This window comes from Defluviitalea phaphyphila, from assembly GCF_001466305.1.
Taxonomy (GTDB): Bacteria; Bacillota; Clostridia; order Lachnospirales; family Defluviitaleaceae; genus Defluviitalea_A; species Defluviitalea_A phaphyphila.
In genome coordinates, this window is the sequence record NZ_JWID01000001.1 from 38612 (window position 1) to 58248 (window position 19637).

The 19637-nt window shown below is 26.8% G+C and carries 18 protein-coding genes and 1 other annotated feature; of the genes, 7 read left to right on the plus strand and 11 right to left on the minus strand.

Translation table 11 applies throughout. From position 1 onward, the window contains the following. Positions 1–19 precede the first annotated feature (19 nt). Positions 20–1315 carry a dihydroorotase gene (locus OM90_RS00170; RefSeq protein ID WP_058484859.1) on the minus strand — a complete coding sequence of 432 codons (1296 nt, stop codon included), beginning with the start codon at positions 1313–1315 and terminating at the stop codon, positions 20–22. After that, positions 1239–2237 carry an aspartate carbamoyltransferase catalytic subunit gene (locus tag OM90_RS00175; protein ID WP_064505463.1) on the minus strand — a complete coding sequence of 333 codons (999 nt, stop codon included), beginning with the start codon at positions 2235–2237 and terminating at the stop codon, positions 1239–1241. Before OM90_RS00175 ends, OM90_RS00170 begins: the two co-directional genes overlap by 77 nt. A gap of 457 nt (positions 2238–2694) precedes the next feature. On the opposite strand from OM90_RS00175, the gene OM90_RS00180 reads away from it, so the two are divergent. Continuing rightward, positions 2695–3105: a DUF3783 domain-containing protein gene (locus tag OM90_RS00180; RefSeq protein ID WP_058484860.1), complete on the plus strand. Its 411-nt coding sequence runs from the start codon at positions 2695–2697 to the stop codon at positions 3103–3105. A 12-nt stretch (positions 3106–3117) separates the two neighbouring features. On the opposite strand, the gene OM90_RS00185 is transcribed toward OM90_RS00180, so the two are convergent. The 3 genes from OM90_RS00185 to OM90_RS00195 are packed head-to-tail and all read right to left on the minus strand — an operon-like array spanning position 3118 to position 6008. After that, positions 3118–3897 carry a TrmH family RNA methyltransferase gene (locus OM90_RS00185; RefSeq protein ID WP_058484861.1) on the minus strand — a complete coding sequence of 260 codons (780 nt, stop codon included), beginning with the start codon at positions 3895–3897 and terminating at the stop codon, positions 3118–3120. A 13-nt stretch (positions 3898–3910) separates the two neighbouring features. Continuing rightward, positions 3911–4576, minus strand: a complete 666-nt coding sequence (locus OM90_RS00190; RefSeq protein ID WP_058484862.1) for a potassium channel family protein — start codon at positions 4574–4576, stop codon at positions 3911–3913. Positions 4577–4592: 16 nt separating this feature from the next. Then, a complete protein-coding gene (locus OM90_RS00195; RefSeq protein ID WP_058484863.1) occupies positions 4593–6008 on the minus strand; it encodes a TrkH family potassium uptake protein in 1416 nt (471 codons plus the stop codon). Between the two features lie 260 nt (positions 6009–6268). Between OM90_RS00195 and OM90_RS00200 the strand changes: the two genes are divergently transcribed. The 5 genes from OM90_RS00200 to OM90_RS00220 all read left to right on the plus strand — a co-directional run bounded on the left by OM90_RS00200 (position 6269) and on the right by OM90_RS00220 (position 11721). Beyond that, a complete protein-coding gene (locus tag OM90_RS00200) occupies positions 6269–7480 on the plus strand; it encodes an FprA family A-type flavoprotein (protein WP_058484864.1) in 1212 nt (403 codons plus the stop codon). Positions 7481–7510: 30 nt separating this feature from the next. Then, entirely contained in the window at positions 7511–8713 is a 1203-nt protein-coding gene (locus tag OM90_RS00205; RefSeq protein WP_058484865.1) for an NAD(P)/FAD-dependent oxidoreductase, read from the plus strand. A gap of 167 nt (positions 8714–8880) precedes the next feature. Then, positions 8881–9561, plus strand: coding sequence for a response regulator transcription factor (locus OM90_RS00210; RefSeq protein ID WP_058484866.1), 681 nt, complete (start codon positions 8881–8883; stop codon positions 9559–9561). Between the two features lie 83 nt (positions 9562–9644). After that, complete coding sequence (locus OM90_RS00215) at positions 9645–11048, plus strand: sensor histidine kinase (protein ID WP_242860831.1); 1404 nt, start codon at positions 9645–9647, stop codon at positions 11046–11048. Positions 11049–11301: 253 nt separating this feature from the next. Further along, positions 11302–11721 carry a bacteriohemerythrin gene (locus OM90_RS00220; RefSeq protein WP_058484868.1) on the plus strand — a complete coding sequence of 140 codons (420 nt, stop codon included), beginning with the start codon at positions 11302–11304 and terminating at the stop codon, positions 11719–11721. Positions 11722–11793: 72 nt separating this feature from the next. Here OM90_RS00220 and yfcE read toward each other — a convergent pair whose 3' ends face one another. Both yfcE and OM90_RS00230 read right to left on the minus strand, forming a co-directional pair. Continuing rightward, the gene (gene yfcE, locus OM90_RS00225; RefSeq protein ID WP_058484869.1) at positions 11794–12339 is read right to left on the minus strand and encodes a phosphodiesterase; all 546 of its coding nucleotides are present in this window, start codon (positions 12337–12339) and stop codon (positions 11794–11796) included. Between the two features lie 263 nt (positions 12340–12602). After that, positions 12603–13631, minus strand: a complete 1029-nt coding sequence (locus OM90_RS00230) for a hypothetical protein (RefSeq protein ID WP_058484870.1) — start codon at positions 13629–13631, stop codon at positions 12603–12605. Positions 13632–13875: 244 nt separating this feature from the next. Between OM90_RS00230 and OM90_RS00235 the strand changes: the two genes are divergently transcribed. Further along, positions 13876–14727, plus strand: a complete 852-nt coding sequence (locus OM90_RS00235) for a YitT family protein (RefSeq protein WP_058484871.1) — start codon at positions 13876–13878, stop codon at positions 14725–14727. Positions 14728–14757: 30 nt separating this feature from the next. Here OM90_RS00235 and trpS read toward each other — a convergent pair whose 3' ends face one another. The 4 genes from trpS to OM90_RS00255 all read right to left on the minus strand — a co-directional run bounded on the left by trpS (position 14758) and on the right by OM90_RS00255 (position 19636). Beyond that, the gene (trpS, locus tag OM90_RS00240) at positions 14758–15774 is read right to left on the minus strand and encodes a tryptophan--tRNA ligase (protein WP_058484872.1); all 1017 of its coding nucleotides are present in this window, start codon (positions 15772–15774) and stop codon (positions 14758–14760) included. Between the two features lie 134 nt (positions 15775–15908). Next, positions 15909–16433 (minus strand): tryptophan transporter, encoded by a 525-nt coding sequence (locus tag OM90_RS00245; RefSeq protein ID WP_058484873.1) that lies wholly within the window; start codon positions 16431–16433, stop codon positions 15909–15911. Positions 16434–16494: 61 nt separating this feature from the next. Further along, positions 16495–16756: a binding site (T-box leader), on the minus strand. A gap of 55 nt (positions 16757–16811) precedes the next feature. Further along, complete coding sequence (locus OM90_RS00250) at positions 16812–18227, minus strand: DUF4340 domain-containing protein (RefSeq protein WP_058484874.1); 1416 nt, start codon at positions 18225–18227, stop codon at positions 16812–16814. Next, the gene (locus OM90_RS00255; RefSeq protein WP_058484875.1) at positions 18224–19636 is read right to left on the minus strand and encodes a GldG family protein; all 1413 of its coding nucleotides are present in this window, start codon (positions 19634–19636) and stop codon (positions 18224–18226) included. Before OM90_RS00255 ends, OM90_RS00250 begins: the two co-directional genes overlap by 4 nt. Between the last annotated feature and the right edge of the window lies 1 nt (position 19637).

Here is a 19637-nt window from a genome sequence, read left to right on the forward strand (position 1 = left end):
TTTTACTCTCCTTTTTTATTTAATATTTATCTATAAATTCCCCGTTCTTAAATACAATTTCCCCTCCTACTATGGTGTATTTAACCTTTCCTTTAACCTTAACACCATGGAAAGGACTATTTTTACTTTTTGACTCAAAGTCATTAACATTAACTTCATATTCTTCATTAGGATCTATTATAGTTATATCTGCTATTTTCCCTATTCTTAAGGTTCCCTTATCAATTCCTAAAAGTCTTGCTGGATTTGTACTCATTTTTTCTATAAGTTGCATTGGTGTTAATATATTTTCTTCAACCAAATGAGTAATACTTAAAGATAAAGCTGTTTCTAATCCTACAATCCCAAAGGCTGCCCTATCATATTCACAATTTTTCTCATCAATATGATGTGGAGCATGGTCTGTTGCTATTATTTCTATAGTATTATCTTTTAATCCTTTCTTTAAGCTCTCTACATCTTCAGCACTTCTAAGAGGAGGATTCATTTTAGTATTAGCATCATATCCTTCTACCGCTTCATCAGTAAGGGAAAAATGATGAGGACAAACCTCTGCACTTACTTTTTCTCCTCTTAATTTTGCTTCTCTAACTAGCTGAACACTCCCTTTAGTACTAATATGACATATATGAAGTTTTACTCCTGTAGACCTTCCTAATATAATATCTCTTGCCACTATTACTTCCTCAGAATCACTACTAATACCTTTCATTCCAACTCTTTCTGCCATTTCTCCAGCATTCATTACTCCTCCGCCTACTAAAGTAGGATCTTCACAATGAGAAAATACTGGAATATTAAACATACTGGCATATTTCATTGCTTTTTTTAAAAGACCTGCATTCATAACGCTTTTCCCATCTTCACTAATAGCACATATTCCTGCTTCTGCCATTTTCCCTATATTAGAAAGTTCTTCTCCCTTTTGTCCTTTAGTAATACTTCCTATAGGAAGAACATTTACTAAAGCTTCTTTTTCAGCTTTCATCTTTACATACTCTACAAGAATTTCATTATCAATAACTGGATTAGTATTAGGCATACAGCATATAGTAGTAAATCCTCCTTTTGCTGCTGCTCTACTTCCTGTTTTTATAGTTTCCTTATATTCATATCCAGGTTCTCTAAGATGTACATGTACATCTATCAGCCCTGGAGTGACCCATAACCCTCTTGCATCTATTACTTCATCTGCCTTTACTTTAATTTTTTCTTTAACTTCTTTTATAATTCCATCTTCAACCAATATATCTTTTATTCCATTTATCTTTTGTATAGGATCTAACATTCTTCCATTTTGAATTAATATCCTCATTCCCTTTTCTCCTCTCTGATAATAGATACAATAATGCCATTCTAACAGCTACTCCATTTTTTACTTGTTCATTTATTACAGACTGGTCTCCATCAATAATTTCTGTACTTAGTTCTATTCCCCTATTTACAGGTCCTGGATGCATAAGTATTGCATCCTCTTTAGCATATTTCATTAATTCTTTATTAATTCCAAACATTTGTCGGTATTCTCTTATATCCGGGAAAAGTCCTCCTTTTTGTCTTTCTAACTGAATTCTAAGTCCCATTACCACATCTGCTTTATATATAGCCTCTTTTATATCGGTTGTTACCTTAGCTCCTATACATTCCATATTTTTTGATATCAAAGTAGAAGGCCCCGCTACAACCACATTAGCGCCTAATTTTTTAAGACCAAATATATTACTTCTTGCTACTCTACTATGAGTTATATCCCCTATAATTACTACTTTTAAATCTTTAAAATTTTTCTTTTTTTCATATATAGTAAATAAATCTAAGAGTGCTTGAGTAGGATGTTCATTAACTCCATCTCCCGCATTAATCACGGAAGCATTTACATTTCTTGCTAAAACATTAGCTGCTCCTGACATACTATGTCTAATTATCATTATATCTGTTCCCATTTGATCTAAGGTAACTCCAGTATCTACTAAACTTTCTCCTTTGTTAACACTACTAGTTGAAACTCCTAAATCTACAATATTAGCTCCTAAATATTTTGCCGCTAAAGTAAAAGACATTTTTGTCCTTGTACTATTTTCATAAAATAAAGTAACTATACTAAAATCCTTTAAAATTTTTTCCCTTTGTTCTTTATTTTCTATTCTTTTTTTCATAATTTCTGCAGTTTCTAAAATTTGCAAAATCTCATCAGAATTCATATTCCTGATTCCTAAAATATCCTTATTTGTAATCATATTTATACCTCCTATTTGTTAAAAAAGAAAAAGACAACAAAGATATTGAATAATTCAATATCCTTGTTGTCTTCTATGTTTTATAAAAATGGAAAATACAAAATCAGGTAGAAAAGAGAAGTGTAAATTCTCCACTACCACCATATTTCCCCTGTTATATTTACTTGTAGATATAATATTTCCAAAATAAATGCACGCACCGATGTCTCGCATCTTTATCCTCTTCCTTTCCGGCCTCACAGGACCAAATTAAAGGTCGAAATGCGTATTCCATTTCAACTATTAAATTTTTTATAATGTTATCATACCCACACTTTTTTGTCAAGAAAATATTTTAAACCTTTTATGTTGTAATTTGGTAATTTAAATTATTATTTCAATATAGACATAAAATAAAATTATTATTATAATAAAATTAATATTAATAAATATAAATTAAATCTAAAGGAGGAAAACTATGTCTTTTCAAAAAGTTAATATAGAAGATACAACTAGAAGTGATGAAAAAATATCCGTAATGGTTTATGGATATAATGAAGATGAAATAGAAATAATAAAAGAATACTGTAATAAACAAAAAGTTGATAATTTTATAAAAGTAGAAAATGAAATGCTTGAAATGACCTTAGAAGATATTTTAAATAAGAAAAAAGGAACCATTTCATCTGAAAATATGAATGCAAAAGCTATTATCATGAATGGATTTTCTGGAAGTGAACTCCAATCATTTCTGAAAAATTTTAAAGATACAAAATTAGAACGTCCTATATTTGCTACTGTAACTCCCATATCTCGAACTTGGAAATTTAAAAACTTAATAAAAGAACTTCAAAAAGAGCATAAAATGATGACAAAGAAAAAAAAATAGCTAAAATTTTAGCTATTTTATTCTTTGCCTTACTATTTCATACATTAAAATTCCTGATGCCATAGCCGCATTTAAGGATTCTGCTTTTCCTAACATAGGAATTTTTACTAAAGCATCTGTTTTTTTAGCAGTTGAATCTTTTATACCATTTGCCTCATTCCCTATAATTAATGCTAAGGCTCTATTCAAATCATATTCATAGGGATATTTTTCTCCTTTTAAATGAGCTGATAATGTAAAAATATTCTTTTCATTTAACTTTGTTAATAATTCGTCTATATCTACATCTATTAATATAGGAAGATGAAATATAGACCCCATGGTAGAACGTATAACCTTAGGATTATATAAATCAACTGTTCCTTTAGTTAAAAATATTCCCTTTGCCCCTAATGCATCTCCAGTTCTTATAATAGTTCCTAAATTACCTGGGTCCTGTATATTTTCTAATATAATATAAAATCCTTTATCTTCTTTTAAAATTTCGTCAATACAAAAAGTTTTTTGTTTACATACAGCTAATATCCCTTGGGGAGTTTTTGTATCCGATAAGGAATTAAATACTTTATCGCTTACTTCAAATACATTAGAAGATATATTATTAATAACGTTATAATTTTCTTGCATAAAAGAAGTAGACACAAAAATAGAAATTATTTCCCATTTTTCGGGAATTTCTTTAATAATTTTTATGCCTTCTACTATAAAAACTTTTTCCTTATTTCTGTGTTTTTTACTTTTTTGTAGCATAATAAGCCATTTTAATTTTTTATTTTTAATACTTTCAATCATAATTTCACTCTCTTTATTTTTTTGAATTCTCTAATCTTTGAATATCTGTATTTCCTCCAATTACAACTAAAACATCTTCTTCCTTTATGACATCATCTGCTCTAGGGGATACATTAATTTTTTTATTACTTTTTATTGCTATTACATTTATTCCATATTTTGCTCTCATATTTATATCTCTTAAATTCCTTCCAATCCATTCTTTTAAAGCCTTAATTTCTACTATACTATGAGAAGATGAAAGTTCTATATAATCTAAAATATTTCCCGAAATCAAATTAGTAGCTATTCTAACGCCCATTTCTCTTTCAGGTAAAACTATTCTGTCTGCTCCTATTTTTTCTAAAACTTTTTTATGAATTTCATTTTGTGCTTTTGCAAGAACATATCCCACTCCTAGTTCTTTTAATAAAAGAGTTGTCATAATACTTGATTGCATATCTGTTCCTATAGCAACAACACCAACATCAAAATTTCTAATCCCTAAAGATTTTAAAACATCTATATCTGTTACATCTGCTTGTACTGCATGGGTAACATATTCTGAAGCATCTTGAACTGCTTCTTCATTTCTATCAATCACTAATACTTCGCAACCAGACTCTGCTAAAGTTTTAGCTATACTTGTTCCAAATCGTCCCAGTCCTATAACCACAAATTGCTTTTCTTTATTATTCATATTATCCCCCCTGTAATTAACCTACTAAAACTTTTTCTTCTGGATATTTTATTGTTGCCTTATTTTTATTTTGTTTAATAGATAAAGCTATAGCTACTGTAACCGGACCAAGTCTTCCTATAAACATAGTAATAGCAATAATGATTTTACCAAAATCAGTTAATTTAGAAGTTATTCCTAAAGTGAGTCCTGTCGTTCCAAAAGCAGATACAGTTTCAAAAAAAGTTTCCATAAAAGTAAAACTTTCTGATAAACTAAGTATCATAGTAACACCAATAACTACACCTAATCCAATTATTATAACAGTCAATGCTCTTTGCACTAACTCATGGGGAATCCTTCTATTAAAAATTTCAGTATGATTTTTACCTTTTATAACTGACCTAACCGTAAGAAATATTACTCCTATTGTAACAGTTTTTATTCCTCCCGCTGTTCCTGCTGGAGATCCTCCAATAAACATTAAAATTATAGTCATAAACTTAGAAGCATCTGTTAATTTATCTAAAGGAATAGTATTAAAGCCCGCTGTCCTAGTAGTAATAGATTGAAATAAAGCTCCTAAAATTTTATCTTTAAAATTCATATGTCCTAAAGTTTCTACATTATTATATTCCACTATAAAGAAAAATATAAAAGGTATTATAATAAGTAAAGTTGTAATTACAAATACTAATTTTGTATGTAAAGTTAATTTTTTAAATAATTTAATCCAACTGAATCCTTTTTTTCGTTTTTTAATATAATTAACACCAAAATCGATCCAAACTGAAAATCCCAAACCCCCTAAAATAATTAAAACCATAAGGGTAAAATTAACTAAAATATCTCCTCTATAAGGGCTGAAACTATTTCCTCCAATTATATCAAAGCCTGCATTACAAAAAGCAGATATAGAATGAAAAATTCCCATAAATATTCCTTTTGAAAATCCATATTGAGGAATAAATTTTATAGAAAGAAGAAATGCCCCTATCCCTTCAATTATAAAAGTTCCTTTGATAACATTTTTTGTAAGTCTGACTATTCCTTGCAGAGAATACTGATTTAATGATTCTTGCATTATTAATCTTTCTCTTAAAGTAATTTTTCTTCCTAGAAATACAAATAAAGATGTAACTAAAGTCATAAATCCTAAACCACCTATTTGTATTAAGCATATAATTACAATTTTCCCAAATAAACTCCAATGTTCCATTGTATTCACAACCGAAAGACCCGTAACACATACAGCTGATGTTGCTGTAAATAATGAATCTAATATATTAGTACTAGTTCCACTATTACTAGAAATAGGTAAACTTAATAAAACTGTTCCAATTAAAATTAAAAATAAGAAACCTATAACTAAAATTTGTGCAGGAGCCAACTGTGGCATATCAATTATCAGCTTATTTCTATCTTTTATAAGAAATTTTGGAACATACATCATATTAAAAATCCTTCCTTATATTAATAATAATTTGAAAAATTGTTATATGCTATATTTATGAATTTATGTAAAAATTTTCATTATAAGATTTTAATTTTTTAATATTAAATTCCGATTTAATTATTATATCATAAGCCATAATAAAATCAAAACTAATTAGAACATGTAATATTGACAATAAATAAACAATTTGTTACACTTTTTGTTAATAGATATTAATTATCATTTATTTTTTAATATCAACTTAGGAGGGTATAACTATGAATAAGCCTTTAAAAGTATTAGAAAATTTTTATTGGGTAGGTGCTCTTGACCCTGATCTTAAAATCTTCGATATAGTTATGGAAACTAAATATGGAACCACTTATAATTCATATATACTAAAAGGTAGTGAAAAAACTGTATTATTTGAAACAGTTAAAAATAAATTTACCGATCAATGTATAGAAAGAATAAAAGAAGTGGTTGACCCAAAAAATATTGATTATATTATTGTAAATCATACTGAACCTGACCATGCTGGTTCTGTTGCTGCCTTTCTTGATTATTGCCCTAATGCAACTGTTGTCGGAACTGGTCCAGCTCTTAGATTCCTAAAAGAAATTACAAATCGTGATTTTAAATCTCTTCCTGTATCTGATGGTGATACTTTAAATTTAGGAGATAAGACTATCAAATTTATTATGGCTCCTTTTCTTCATTGGCCAGATACTATGTATTCCTATATAGAAGAGGATAAAATTTTAGTTACTTGTGATTCCTTTGGTGCTCACTATTGTGATGAAAAAATCTTTAATGATGCAATGGAAAAAGAAAAGGAAGAAGAAATTCTAGATGCATATAAATATTACTTTGACATGATTATGTCTCCTTTTAAACCTTATGTTATTCAAGCTCTTAATAAAATTAAAGACTTGGACATAAATATCATTTGCCCCGGTCATGGCCTAATACTTAGAAAAGAAATTCAAAAGTATATTGACCTATATAAAAAATGGGCTACTGTAGAAGAAAATAATAATAAAACAAGTGTTGTCATCGCTTATGTTTCAGCTTATGGATACACAAAAACTTTAGCTGAAGAAATTGCTAAGGGAATTAAAGACGCTGGTATTTTAGATGTATCTTTATTCGATATGGTTTATGAAGACCATAATAAAGTTATGGAAGAAATAAATAAAGCAAAAGGTATATTATTTGGTTCTCCTACTATTGTTGGAGATACTCTTGCTCCTATATGGAAGCTCCTTACTTCTTTAAATCCAATAATTCATAAAGGTAAAATCGCTGGTGCTTTCGGTTCTTATGGTTGGAGCGGAGAAGCTGTATCTAATATAGAAGGAAGACTTAAACAATTAAGATTTAAAATACCTGTACCAGGGCTTAAAATCCTTTTTAATCCATCAAAAGAACAATTAAAATTAGCTTATGAATTTGGGAAAAAATTTGGCTCGGCTGTATTAGAAAAATAATTATACACTATTAGAAGGGAAAAATAATATATGGCCAAAAATATAATTATTGTTGGAGGATGTGTTGCTGCTAAAGAAGCTGCTTTAGCAGCGAGAAAAACTGATCCAAATTGTAATATTACAATTATATCTGAAGAAAAATATTATCCTTATTATCGTCCAATGCTTTCTGAATGTATTATTAAAAATGTTAATGAAAAACATTTTTATTTAGCTTCTAAAGAAGATTACGTTAAAAATAATATAAAAATAAAATTGGGGGAAAAAGCTATTAGCTTTATTCCCAAACAAAAATTAATAAAAACAAATAAAGGTAATATTTATAATTATGATAAACTATTAATAGCCACAGGAAGCAAAAATTTTATTCCTATCCCAGAAGCTATGAAAATCCCCGGAGTATTTTCTATAAGAAAATACTCCGATTCAATAAATGTAAAACATTGGATAAATACTATAACTTATAAAAAAAGTATTTCTAACTCTCATGCCGTTATAATAGGTGGTGGATTATTAGGATTAGAAACTGCTTGGGAATTAATATCTTGTGGAATAAATGTAACTATAATCGAATTATCTCCTATACTACTTCCAAACCAAATAGATAAAGAAGCTTCTTCTTTTCTTTCTAAGATAATTTCTTCCAATAATATTAACCTTATTTTAGGAAAAACAATAGAAAAAATTAATGGAACAAACAAAATTGATTCTATTATTTTAAATGATAATACTACTATTCCTTGTGATGTTCTTATTTTCTCTGTTGGTATACGCGCTAATATAGATTTGGTAAAAAATTCTGGCATAAAAATTAATCGTGGAATTATTGTAAATACTAAAATGGAAACTTCCATAAAGGATGTTTTTGCTGCTGGAGATGTAGCCGAACTTAAAGAGTGCCCTTCTGGAATATGGCGTCCTGCCTTAGAACAAGGAAAAATAGCTGGAACTAATATGGCTGGAGATAATATAACCTATAAAAAACAACCTATTCCTACTTTTCTTAAAGTTTTTAATACTCAAATTTATTCCATAGGAAATATAAAAAATTGTGATAAAGAAAATTGTATAAAATTTATAGATGAACAAAAAGGAATATATAAAAAATTATTTTTTAAAGAAAATATTTTAGTTGGTGGAATATTGATAGGAGATATAAAAAATTCGACTAAAATTTTAAAAGGAATACAAAATAAAATAACTAAAAGAGATTATAATATATTTATATTTTAAATAAGACCTTTTTATAAATAAGGTCTTATTTTTAACTTATATGTACTTAATTTTTTAAATTATAATATGTTATTCTATTTATATTATTACATGTTAATTATAAATTTGACTATAAAATTTAATTTTTCTATAATCTATTTTAAGTTATTAAAAAAGGGGGGAATTCAATGAATTCTAAAAAAATACTCGTTGCAGATGATGAATTTAGAATGAGAAAATTAGTAGGAGATTTTTTAAAAAGAGAAGGTTTCTCTATTATAGAAGCTGAAAATGGAAAAATAGCTTTAGAAAATTTCAAAAAAAATACTAATATTGATTTAGTTATATTAGATGTTATGATGCCTGAATATGATGGATGGACTGTTTGCAGAGAAATTAGGAAAATATCTAAAGTTCCGATTCTTATGCTTACTGCTAGAAGTGAAGAGTTTGATGAACTTTTTGGCTTTGAAATAGGTGCCGATGAATACATTACAAAACCTTTTAGTCCTAAAGTTTTAGTAGCTAGAGTAAATGCAATTTTAAGACGCATTGATAATACAGATACTAATAACGAAACTTCCTTTGGAGAATTAAAAATTGATAAAGATGCTCATACTGTATATATTCATAATAATCCTATTGATTTAACTCCTAAAGAATATGAACTTTTACTTTACTTAGTTGAAAATAAAAATAAAGCCTTAAGTAGAGATCAAATATTAAACTATGTTTGGGGTATAGATTACTTTGGTGATGATAGAACAGTGGATACCCATATTAATCGTCTTAGAACAAAACTTAAAGATTTAAATCATTATATTCAAACAGTGCGGGGATATGGGTATAAGTTCGAGGTGAAAAAATGAAATATTCCATAAGAACAAAATTATTTATGAGTATTTCCTTTCTTACTCTATTTTTTGTTTTCTCTTCCTGGTGTCTTAATGCTTTGTATTTAGAAAAATATTATATATCTCAAAAAAAGAACTTATTAGAAGAAACTAAACAAAAAATTAATGAACTTTTTACCGAAGACATAGAAAGTATTGCTATTGATTTGGAAATAATAGAAAACACAACAGGAACTAGTATTATTATTTTTAATAGAGAGTTAGAAATTAAATATGCTTCTTTTCCTAGAGCTGGTAATAGACAACCTTTTATAATTACTAAAAACAATCCTAATGCTAAAAAGCAAAATCCCTTTTATCGCCTAATAAATTCTATGGAGTCTTCTGGAAAAGATTCTATATTTAGAATTGAACAAGATCCTGAACTTAGCATTAATTTCTTGGAATTCATTTCCTTTTTAGACTCTAAAGATATTCTTTTACTCCGTGTTCCCATAGCATCTATGTCTGAAAGTGCAAATATAGCCAATAATTTTTTTATGTTTACAGGAATATTGCTCCTTGCCTTAGGAGCAATATGGGCTTACATATTTTCTAAAAAATTTACTAAGCCCATACTTGAAATAAATAAGGTTGCTAATCATGTAGCAAATTTAGATTTTTCACATGAATATATTGCTAAAAGTAATGATGAATTGGGAACTCTCTCAAAAAGCATAAATGAACTTTCAAAGAAATTAGATTACACTATTACAGAACTAAATAAAAAAAATGAAAGACTTAAAATAGAGATAGAAAAAGAACGACATATTGATAAAATGAGAAAAGAATTTATATCTAATGTATCCCATGAACTTAAAACTCCTATTGCTCTTATTCAAGGTTATGCAGAAGGCCTTAAAGAAAATATTATTGAAGATAAGGAAAATAAAGATTTTTATTGTGAAGTAATTATTGATGAAGCTAATAAAATGAATAAATTAGTAAAAGATTTACTTAATTTATCCCAATTAGAATCTGGTTTTTGGAAATTAGAAAGAAAAGATTTTGAATTAAAAGATTTTATTTATCAAGTTTTAAATAAATATAAAACTCGCTTTGAAGAAAAAGGAGTTAATTTAAAACTTCATGATATAAAACCTATATTAGTTAATGGAGATATTATAAGAATCGAACAAGTATTAATCAATTATATTAATAATGCTTTAGACCATTTAGATGTTAATAAAATACTTGAAATTAAAGTTGAAGTTAAAGATGAACATGTTAGAGTTTCTGTATTTAATTCTGGAAAACATATTCCTAAAGAAGCTTTAAATGAAATTTGGACAAGCTTTTATAAAGTGGATTCTGCTAGAACTAGAGAATATGGCGGCTCTGGTCTTGGATTATCAATAGTTAAAGCAATACAAGAACTTCATAATAATAAATTTGGAGTTGAAAATATAGAAAGAGGAGTTTTATTCTGGTTTGATTTAGATAAAGCAAAAAATCCTCTATAAATATTACAACTTTATCATTAATGACATGCCATACTCTAAAGATTACGACTGATTAGATATTTATAAATAATTTATTAAAAAATTGGATAATAAAAAACTAAAAATTAAAAATATACATAAACTATCTAAAAACTAAAAAAATAATAAAAAAGTACTATAATTTTTTTGGAAATAGTAAGAAAATTGAAACTTTTTATTAATAAACTTTTGTGGTATTATTAAATTATATTATAAAAATAAAAGGAGTGATTTTATGGCTTTTGAATGGAAATCTGAGTATAGTCTTGACATACCTGAAATTGACGCTCAACATAAAAAACTATTTGAAATTGGTAATCGTGCTTACGAACTAGCAACTTTTAATGATGGATATGATCATTATGATGAAATTATGTCTATACTAAATGAATTACTAGAATATACAAAGTATCATTTTTCTTATGAAGAAGAACTAATGGAAAAATATAATAGTAATGAACTTGGAACACAAATAATAGAACATAAATTTTATGTTAAAAAAATACAATCTTTTTCTGAAGAAAAAATAGATGAAGACCAACAAAAGGCAATATTAGATATTCTTGATTTTCTTTCAAATTGGATAAGTAGTCATATATTAGTTTCTGACAAAAAATATGTTCCTGCTATAAAAGAAGGACTAAAAAACAGCTAATTTTAGCTTTTCTTAGTCCTTTTTCTTATTTATTTTTAATAAATAATTATTTACTAATACATACTATAAGATTTAAGATAATTTTATTTCTTTAATAATATTTTGATCTAAATCTTTTATTTTAAATATATCTTTTTCTAAAATTCCATAAGAATTAGGATTATTTTCTTTAGGAAGACTTATAGAACCTGGATTAATAATAAAAATATCTCCTTCTTTTTTAGCTATCGGAATATGAATGTGACCATAAATAAACACATCTCCTTTACTTAAACTGGGTAAATTATCCTCATTATATATATGTCCATGGGTTAAAAATAAACGTTTTTTATCATATAATATAGTAGAATAAGTTGACATTATAGGATAATTTAAAACCATATCATCTACTTCACCATCACAGTTACCTCTTATAGCTATTATTTTATCACTAAATTCGTTAAATAAATTTATAACTTCTTTTGGATTATAATCTTTTGGCAAAGGATTCCTTGGCCCATGATATAGTTCATCTCCTAATATAATAATATAATCTGCATTTTCTTTTTTAAAAAGTTCTAATCCTTTTTTAGCATAATATGCTGAGCCATGTATGTCAGACATAAAAAACAATTTCATAAGTATCCCTCCACAATATTATTACAATGTAATTTAAAATATAACTTCAATTATTAAGTAATTACCTATTTTTGGATTTTATTTAATATTCACATTTTCAACTATTCCATTATTATCTTTAAAATTTCTTGAATAAATTATTTATAAGCTAATCGTAATACATATAAATAATTATAAAAATAATCATCTATAAAAACAACTACTTTATACTTATTTTCTAATTAATTTTAAAATACTACTTATTAAAAACATAAACTTAAACTTTAATATATTAATTTTACAGTATAAGTTATATAATTATAAAAATCCCTCTTTATATTAGAGGGATTTTTTATATCTATTATTTGATTTTTAGGAACTATTTCTATTTTCCCATCTTGAGTTTTAATGCGATACTGTTCTAATTTAAATCCTGCTAACTCAAAAGGACTTAAAGATAGGTCTTCTATTATAGCTATAGTCTCACCTGTTTTTACATTTTTGCCTTCACTTAAGATAAAATGGTTATACTTATCACTCCAGTAATACTCTTGTAAAACCTCTCTTGAAGATATTACTTCATATTCATCTTCTTTTGGCATATTTTTACTATTTATTATGGTTGATTTTGCATATGATTGGTTTTCTAATATTTTTAATACAGGATAAGGCCCATTTTCCCATTGTATAGAAGCTTTATCCATTATTCTAAGCCATCTAGGGTCTATTTTTTGCTCTTTATCCCACATTTCATTCCAATAAGCACTATAATCTTCTATAACAGAAAGTACCATTTCAAATTTCTCATCTTCCCATATATATGCTCTTATGTAAGTACCTTGTTCAAAAGCTCCTAACATTTGGTCTACAAATTCTCTCACTACAATTATATCTCTATTTTTCTTGTCTATTGGGATTGTTTGAACTCCTTGTATATCAAAAAATTTATCTACTATTCCTACATACTTATACGAATTATTATCTTTTTTATATACAACTATAATTGATTTTTTAGGTTCTAAAAATATTGTTAAAATAAGTTCTTTTTCATCATTTCCCAAAATATTGGATTCATTTATATTTAATTTGATTTCATTTATTTTATTTTCCCATGTATTATATTTTATGTCTTCTAAAACTATTTGCAAAATATTATTCTTGCTTTCTATATTATCTTCTGAAGACATAAATTCTTTAATCCACAAAGGATTTATCTCTCTATTAGCTTCCACTTTATCTATTATATATACTAATCCAAAAATTATAATCAAAACAAAAATAAATTTATATGCCTTATTTTTAAAGAAATTCATGTCCTTCCCCCATACTTTTTTCACTTGATTTATTTATATGAGAGAAATATTAATAAAATGTATTTTTTTAAATATATTCCATAGATAATATGATTTAATACTCTTTAACCCTATTTTTATGTATTTATTTCTAAAATATTTATTAAATTCATTTATATAAAATTATTTTATATATCTTTTTTCGACAAATAAATATATAATACATATATAACAAATATATTACTTTATAAAAAGGAGACAAACTATGTTAAATATTTTCTCTTATATTAAAAATGTAATTTTTATATTTATAGGAGCTTTTATTATGAGCATCTCTATAAATGGAATTTTAATTCCAAATCACATTTTAAGTGGCGGAGTTACTGGTGTGGCTATGTTGTTACATATCCTTTTTAACTGGAATATAAGTTTATTAATAATGTTTATTAATATTCCTATTTTTATTTTAGGGTATAAGTTTATTAATAAAAGATTTACCTTTTTAAGTTTAATAGGTATGTTTTCTTTAACTATTTCTCTTTATTTTTCACAAAATTTTAAAATCCCAACACAGGATATTTTGGTTTCTGTTTTATTAGGAGGAACTATTAGTGGATTAGGAATGGGTATAGTATTTCGAGGAAGTGGTTCTACCGGTGGAACTGATATAATAGTAAAAATTTTAAATAAATTTCTTTCTTTTAATATGGGCTCTATAAGCTTTGCTCTTAATATGATTATAATAACTTTATCTAGCTTCTTCTTTGGAATAGATTTATCTATTTATACTTTAGCTACAATGTTTGTAGCATCACAAACAACTAATTATGTAGTAGACGGACTAAATTATAAAAGAACTATTTCTATTATTACTGATAAACATGAAGAAATATCTCAAAGAATTTTACGGGAAGCAAAAAGAGGAGTAACATTAATGCACGGAGAAGGAGGTTATACTAAAGCCCCAAAAACTATAATAACTTGTACTGTTGGAATCAGACAAGTTTCAAAAATTAAAGAAATAGTTAAACAAACTGACCCCAAAGCTTTTATGACCATATCAGAAACGGCTCAAGTCTTCGGGTCTGGATTTGTAGGATTTAATAAAATAGATTAAAACATAAACTACCCGCTTAGCGGGTAGTTTTTATATAGTATTTGGTAATCCTACTTTTCTTTTAACTTTTCTTAAAGTTTTTGCTGCAATATAAGAAGCTTTCTCTGCATTATTTTTTATTATGCTATCAATATATTTTTTATCCTTTTCTAGCTCACGGAATTTTTCTTGTAATGGTCTAAGTTCTTCTACAACGACTTCTGCAACCTTCATCTTAAAGTCTCCATAACCTAATCCTGAAAATCTTTCTACTGTACTTTCAATTGATTCTTCTGTAATACTACAATAAATATTAATTAAATTTTTTATTCCCGGCTGATTGTCATTATAAGCAATTTTCCCTTCTGAATCAGTTACAGCTCTTTTTAGTTTTCTAACAATTACATCTGGTGGGTCTAAAAGAGCAATATATGCATTCGGATTTTCATCAGATTTAGACATTTTTTTAGTAGGCTCTTGAAGACTCATTATTCTGGCTCCTACCTTTGGGAAATATCCTTCTGGAACAGTGAAAGTTTGTCCATATAAATTATTAAATCTATTAGCTACATCTCTTGTTAATTCTAAATGTTGGCTCTGATCATTCCCCACTGGAACTAAATCTGTTTGATATAATAAAATATCTGCCGCCATAAGAACTGGATAAGTAAACAATCCTGCGTTAATATTTTCGCTATGTCTTTGAGACTTCTCTTTAAATTGAGTCATACGATTTAATTCACCCATATAAGTATAACAATTAAGAATCCAAGCTAATTCTGCATGGGCGCTTACATGGGATTGATAATATATTATATTTTTTTCAGGATCTAATCCCGCTGCTATATACTGCATTAAAAGCTGCCTTGAACGTTTTCTAAGTTCTGTTGGATCTTGTCTAACTGTTAAAGCATGTAAGTCCACTATACAAAATAAACAGTTATACTCATCTTTAAGTTTAGTCCAATTTTTTAAAGCTCCTAAATAATTTCCTAAAGTAATATTCCCAGAAGGTTGCATCCCACTAAATATTACTTTCTTTTTTTCAGCTTGTGTTTCTGTGGTCATTATTTCACCTCTTCTAGTTTATAAAAATCTCACTTTTATTAGTATATAATTTTTAAAAGAAAGCTTCAAGGATAAATTATTTAATTTATCCTTGAAGCTCCATAACTTTTATGATATTCTCATATTTTATATTATTACTCTGATAAAGTAACTTTGTTTAATCCTGCTCTTTCTATTACTTGATATAATAAAGTTGTAAATACTACATTTCCAATAGTAGCTGGAATTACTACTGCTATAAATAATCCTCCAAAACTTGCTCCCTCTGGAAGTCCTACTAATAAATAAGCACTTCCTAAAAATATTGTTCCGCTAATTAATGTTCCAACAAGTCCTATTATTACTGCTTTTAATATTTTAGGAATAGAAACTTTATTTAGTCCATAAATTAGAAATCCTATAATTGCTCCCGTAATACATTTATCGATAATATTAGGAATCTGTCCTGCTGGAAATGTAGTTGTTAAAGCTGAAATAATTCCACAAGCAATAGAAGTAGCCGCTATATTTGTTGCGTTAAAATTAATAAGTATAGCTAAAAACATCATAGATAATAAAAAGTCTGGTTTCATACCTCCAAAAATTCCTGGTACAATATAATGTAATATCGCCCCTATTGCTAATAAAATTGCTGACATAGTTAATTGCTTTATCTTCATAATAATTCCCCTTCCTTTTCTATTTTAAATTTTTCAAATAAAAAAGCACTTCATCCCTAAACTAAGGGACGAAATGCTATTATTTCGCGGTGCCACCCAAATTAGATAGTTAAATAAACTATCTCTCTCTTACGGATACGGAAGTTTCCTTCGATATCCTGCTTCTTTAACGGGAAGCTACCGGCGCCCACTACTTTCAGAGATAGATTTCATGGTGCTTCTCATGGAACCATTCAATATATCTTTCTATATCGGACCTCACACCAAACGCCGACTCGCTGAATAGAAATGATATATCTACTATTTCCAATCATAGAATTTTAAACTTTATTAATTAATCATATTTTATCATAATCCTTTAATACATGCAATAGATTTTTATTTATTATTTGAACTAATTAATTTTTCTAAAGTTTCTAACATATTATCCACTTTTTTCTTTGATACTACAAATTCTATATTGCCATCTCTTAAAGGAGCATAAAGTTCTTCATTATAAGGAATATATTCTATACTTACTTTTTCTCCATTGGTTAAAGTAAATATAGTTTTTACTTCTGGTTCTATCTCTTTTAGATTTATTCTTATATTTTTATCTATTTCAGCATCATAAGTAATTCCAATTAATTCTTGATAATATTTTTTGAAATCTTCTTCTTTTACTTCTTTATTATTTACTTTATAAGTTGTTATAGTTTCATCCTCATCTTCCTCTTTTTCAGCCTCTTTAATAGTTCTTGTAAGAGACATACTATAAGTTTTCTCATTTGCTTCTATATATATGTTAGATACAGTATCTATATTAGGTATGTAAACAAATTTGCTAATTATATCAAAAGGATTAATCTCAAAGGATTCTAAAGTAGAAGAATCCATAGTATATATAATATTTTCATCTATATTTTTAAAATAAACAGTATCTTCGTCTTTATTATCTCCTATTAAAATATGAAGTGTATTTTCTTCATCCTGCATTTTTATCTCCATTCTTGGATTTTCTAAGCCATATTCTGAAAGATCCGAAGGATTATCCACAACAAAATCTTTAATTGAAATAGTTCCTAATCCATCTAAGACTTTATTAAAGTTTTCTGTATTTATTGTATGTTCATTAATATAAGGTTGCTTCATAATCCAAAGCCCTATACCATATTCTTTCCCTTTAGTATCTTCCTCATTACTAACTATTTCTATGGTAGGCTTTCCTTCTTCTTTTATAAGTAAATATTTTAATTTTGAAGTATCTATTTTAACTAATGATTTTTCTCTTATATCATTAATTTTAAAATTAAATTTGTCTCCTCTTATGGTAGGAATTAAATATACTTTATTATCATTTTCTTGCATACAATAATAACTTTTCCCATCTGGAGTTTTATTACCTAAATAAAATTCCTTTTCACTTCCATCTTTTAAAACTGCTTTAGCAATAACTTTTTCCGAGGAATTTAACCCATATTTTGAAAGGTCTACTGGATTTTCCTCTACAATTCTAGTGGCATAAATTAAAGCAAAACTAGAAGCTATGCTTTCTACCTTATCTTGGTCAATATTTATTTCTTCTCCTACTATTTCCCATTCATCATCTTTTTTTTCAAAAATTATTTCTTCTTCTGAAGTTAAAATCATCTTAATTATATCATCTTTATTTATATCGGATAACTCTATATTTTCACTATCTTCATTATTATCATTATTATCGGCTACTTGAGGTTTATTATTTATGTATAAATATATACCTATTAATATGGCTAAAAAAATCAGAGATAATATAAGATTCTTTGATTTTTTCATTTGTTTTTCCTCCTTAGCCATACAATTATTCCTATAATCATTATGATAAGTGGTATAACTATTACAGTAATGCCTGAAAAAATCATAATCTGAGCCATATTAATACTTAAATACTCACTCATTAAGCTTTTAGGTCTTATGGAAATATTTTCTTCCTTATCTACTAACCAATTAATGCTATTTAAAAAGAAGTCCATATTTCCCCCTGCACTAATAGAATTAATTTGACTATCTAAAAATTCAGAGTTCCCTATAACTACTAATTTTGTTTGAAACTCATTATTATCTTCTGTCCACTTATCAGTAATAGCCACAGCTGTATTAAAAGGGCCTTCTATATCCTCTGCTTCTTTTTCTAAAGTTTCTGATTGTAAATTTACCTTTGCATAAGATGAATCAGATGTAATTAGTAATGGTTCTATAGTAATAGAATCTTTTTTCGCATTAAGTATTTCTATACTTCTGGCCACTGGAAATAATATTGGAAGTTTTTTAGACTTTATAGGATCTATAATATCATGATCCTGTTGCTCTGGTATAATATAAATTGGATTTCTAAACTGATGTGTAGAACTTCCTTCTACTATAATATTTTTTTGTATATCAATCCCATAACTATTAAATATTTTATATAAATTAGGTAATTCAATATCTCTTATTTGCATAAGAAAAATAGCTCGACCTTCATTTTCAAGATAATCTTTTATTATATTGGCTTCTTCTTCAGAAATATCTCTATAAGGAGATGAAATTAAAAGTACATTAGCATCTTCTGGAATCTTATTTTCTGTTATTAAATTTAAATCTTTTACTTCATAATTTTCATTTTCTAGTTGTTTTGTTATGTAGTAAGGTAATTCAGTCTCATCGTGTCCTTTTAATGTATATAAAACAGTGTTTTTATCAGATATAACATATTGTATTGCACTGGTAACTTTCTGTTCTACTGCTAAAGACTCTGCAGTGGATTGAAAAGTGTATTGATTAAAACTATAATTAACTAGCTCATAAGGAGATATTACTTTAAATTTATTATTAGATCCTACAACTATCAAGCTTCCTGTTTCAATTCCTTCTCCATCTTTGTCATATTGAGAAGCAAATTGAGGATATAAAATAGGGTCCTTATATTCTATATGAATTTTTTTAGAATAACTACTATATTTTTTTAATATTTCATCAAAAGTAGGAGCTTCTTTTCCTGTTTCATATAAAGCATATATAGTAACATCTTTATCTAAATTATCTAATATATTTATAGTTTGTTCTGATAAAGAATAAAGTTTATTTTCTGTTAAATCTAATTTTAAATTTAATTTACCTGCTAATAAATTTATTACTATCAATACTGCTAGAACTATTCCTGTCATGGCTGTCATATATCCGCCAAACTTAAATTTTTTATTCATT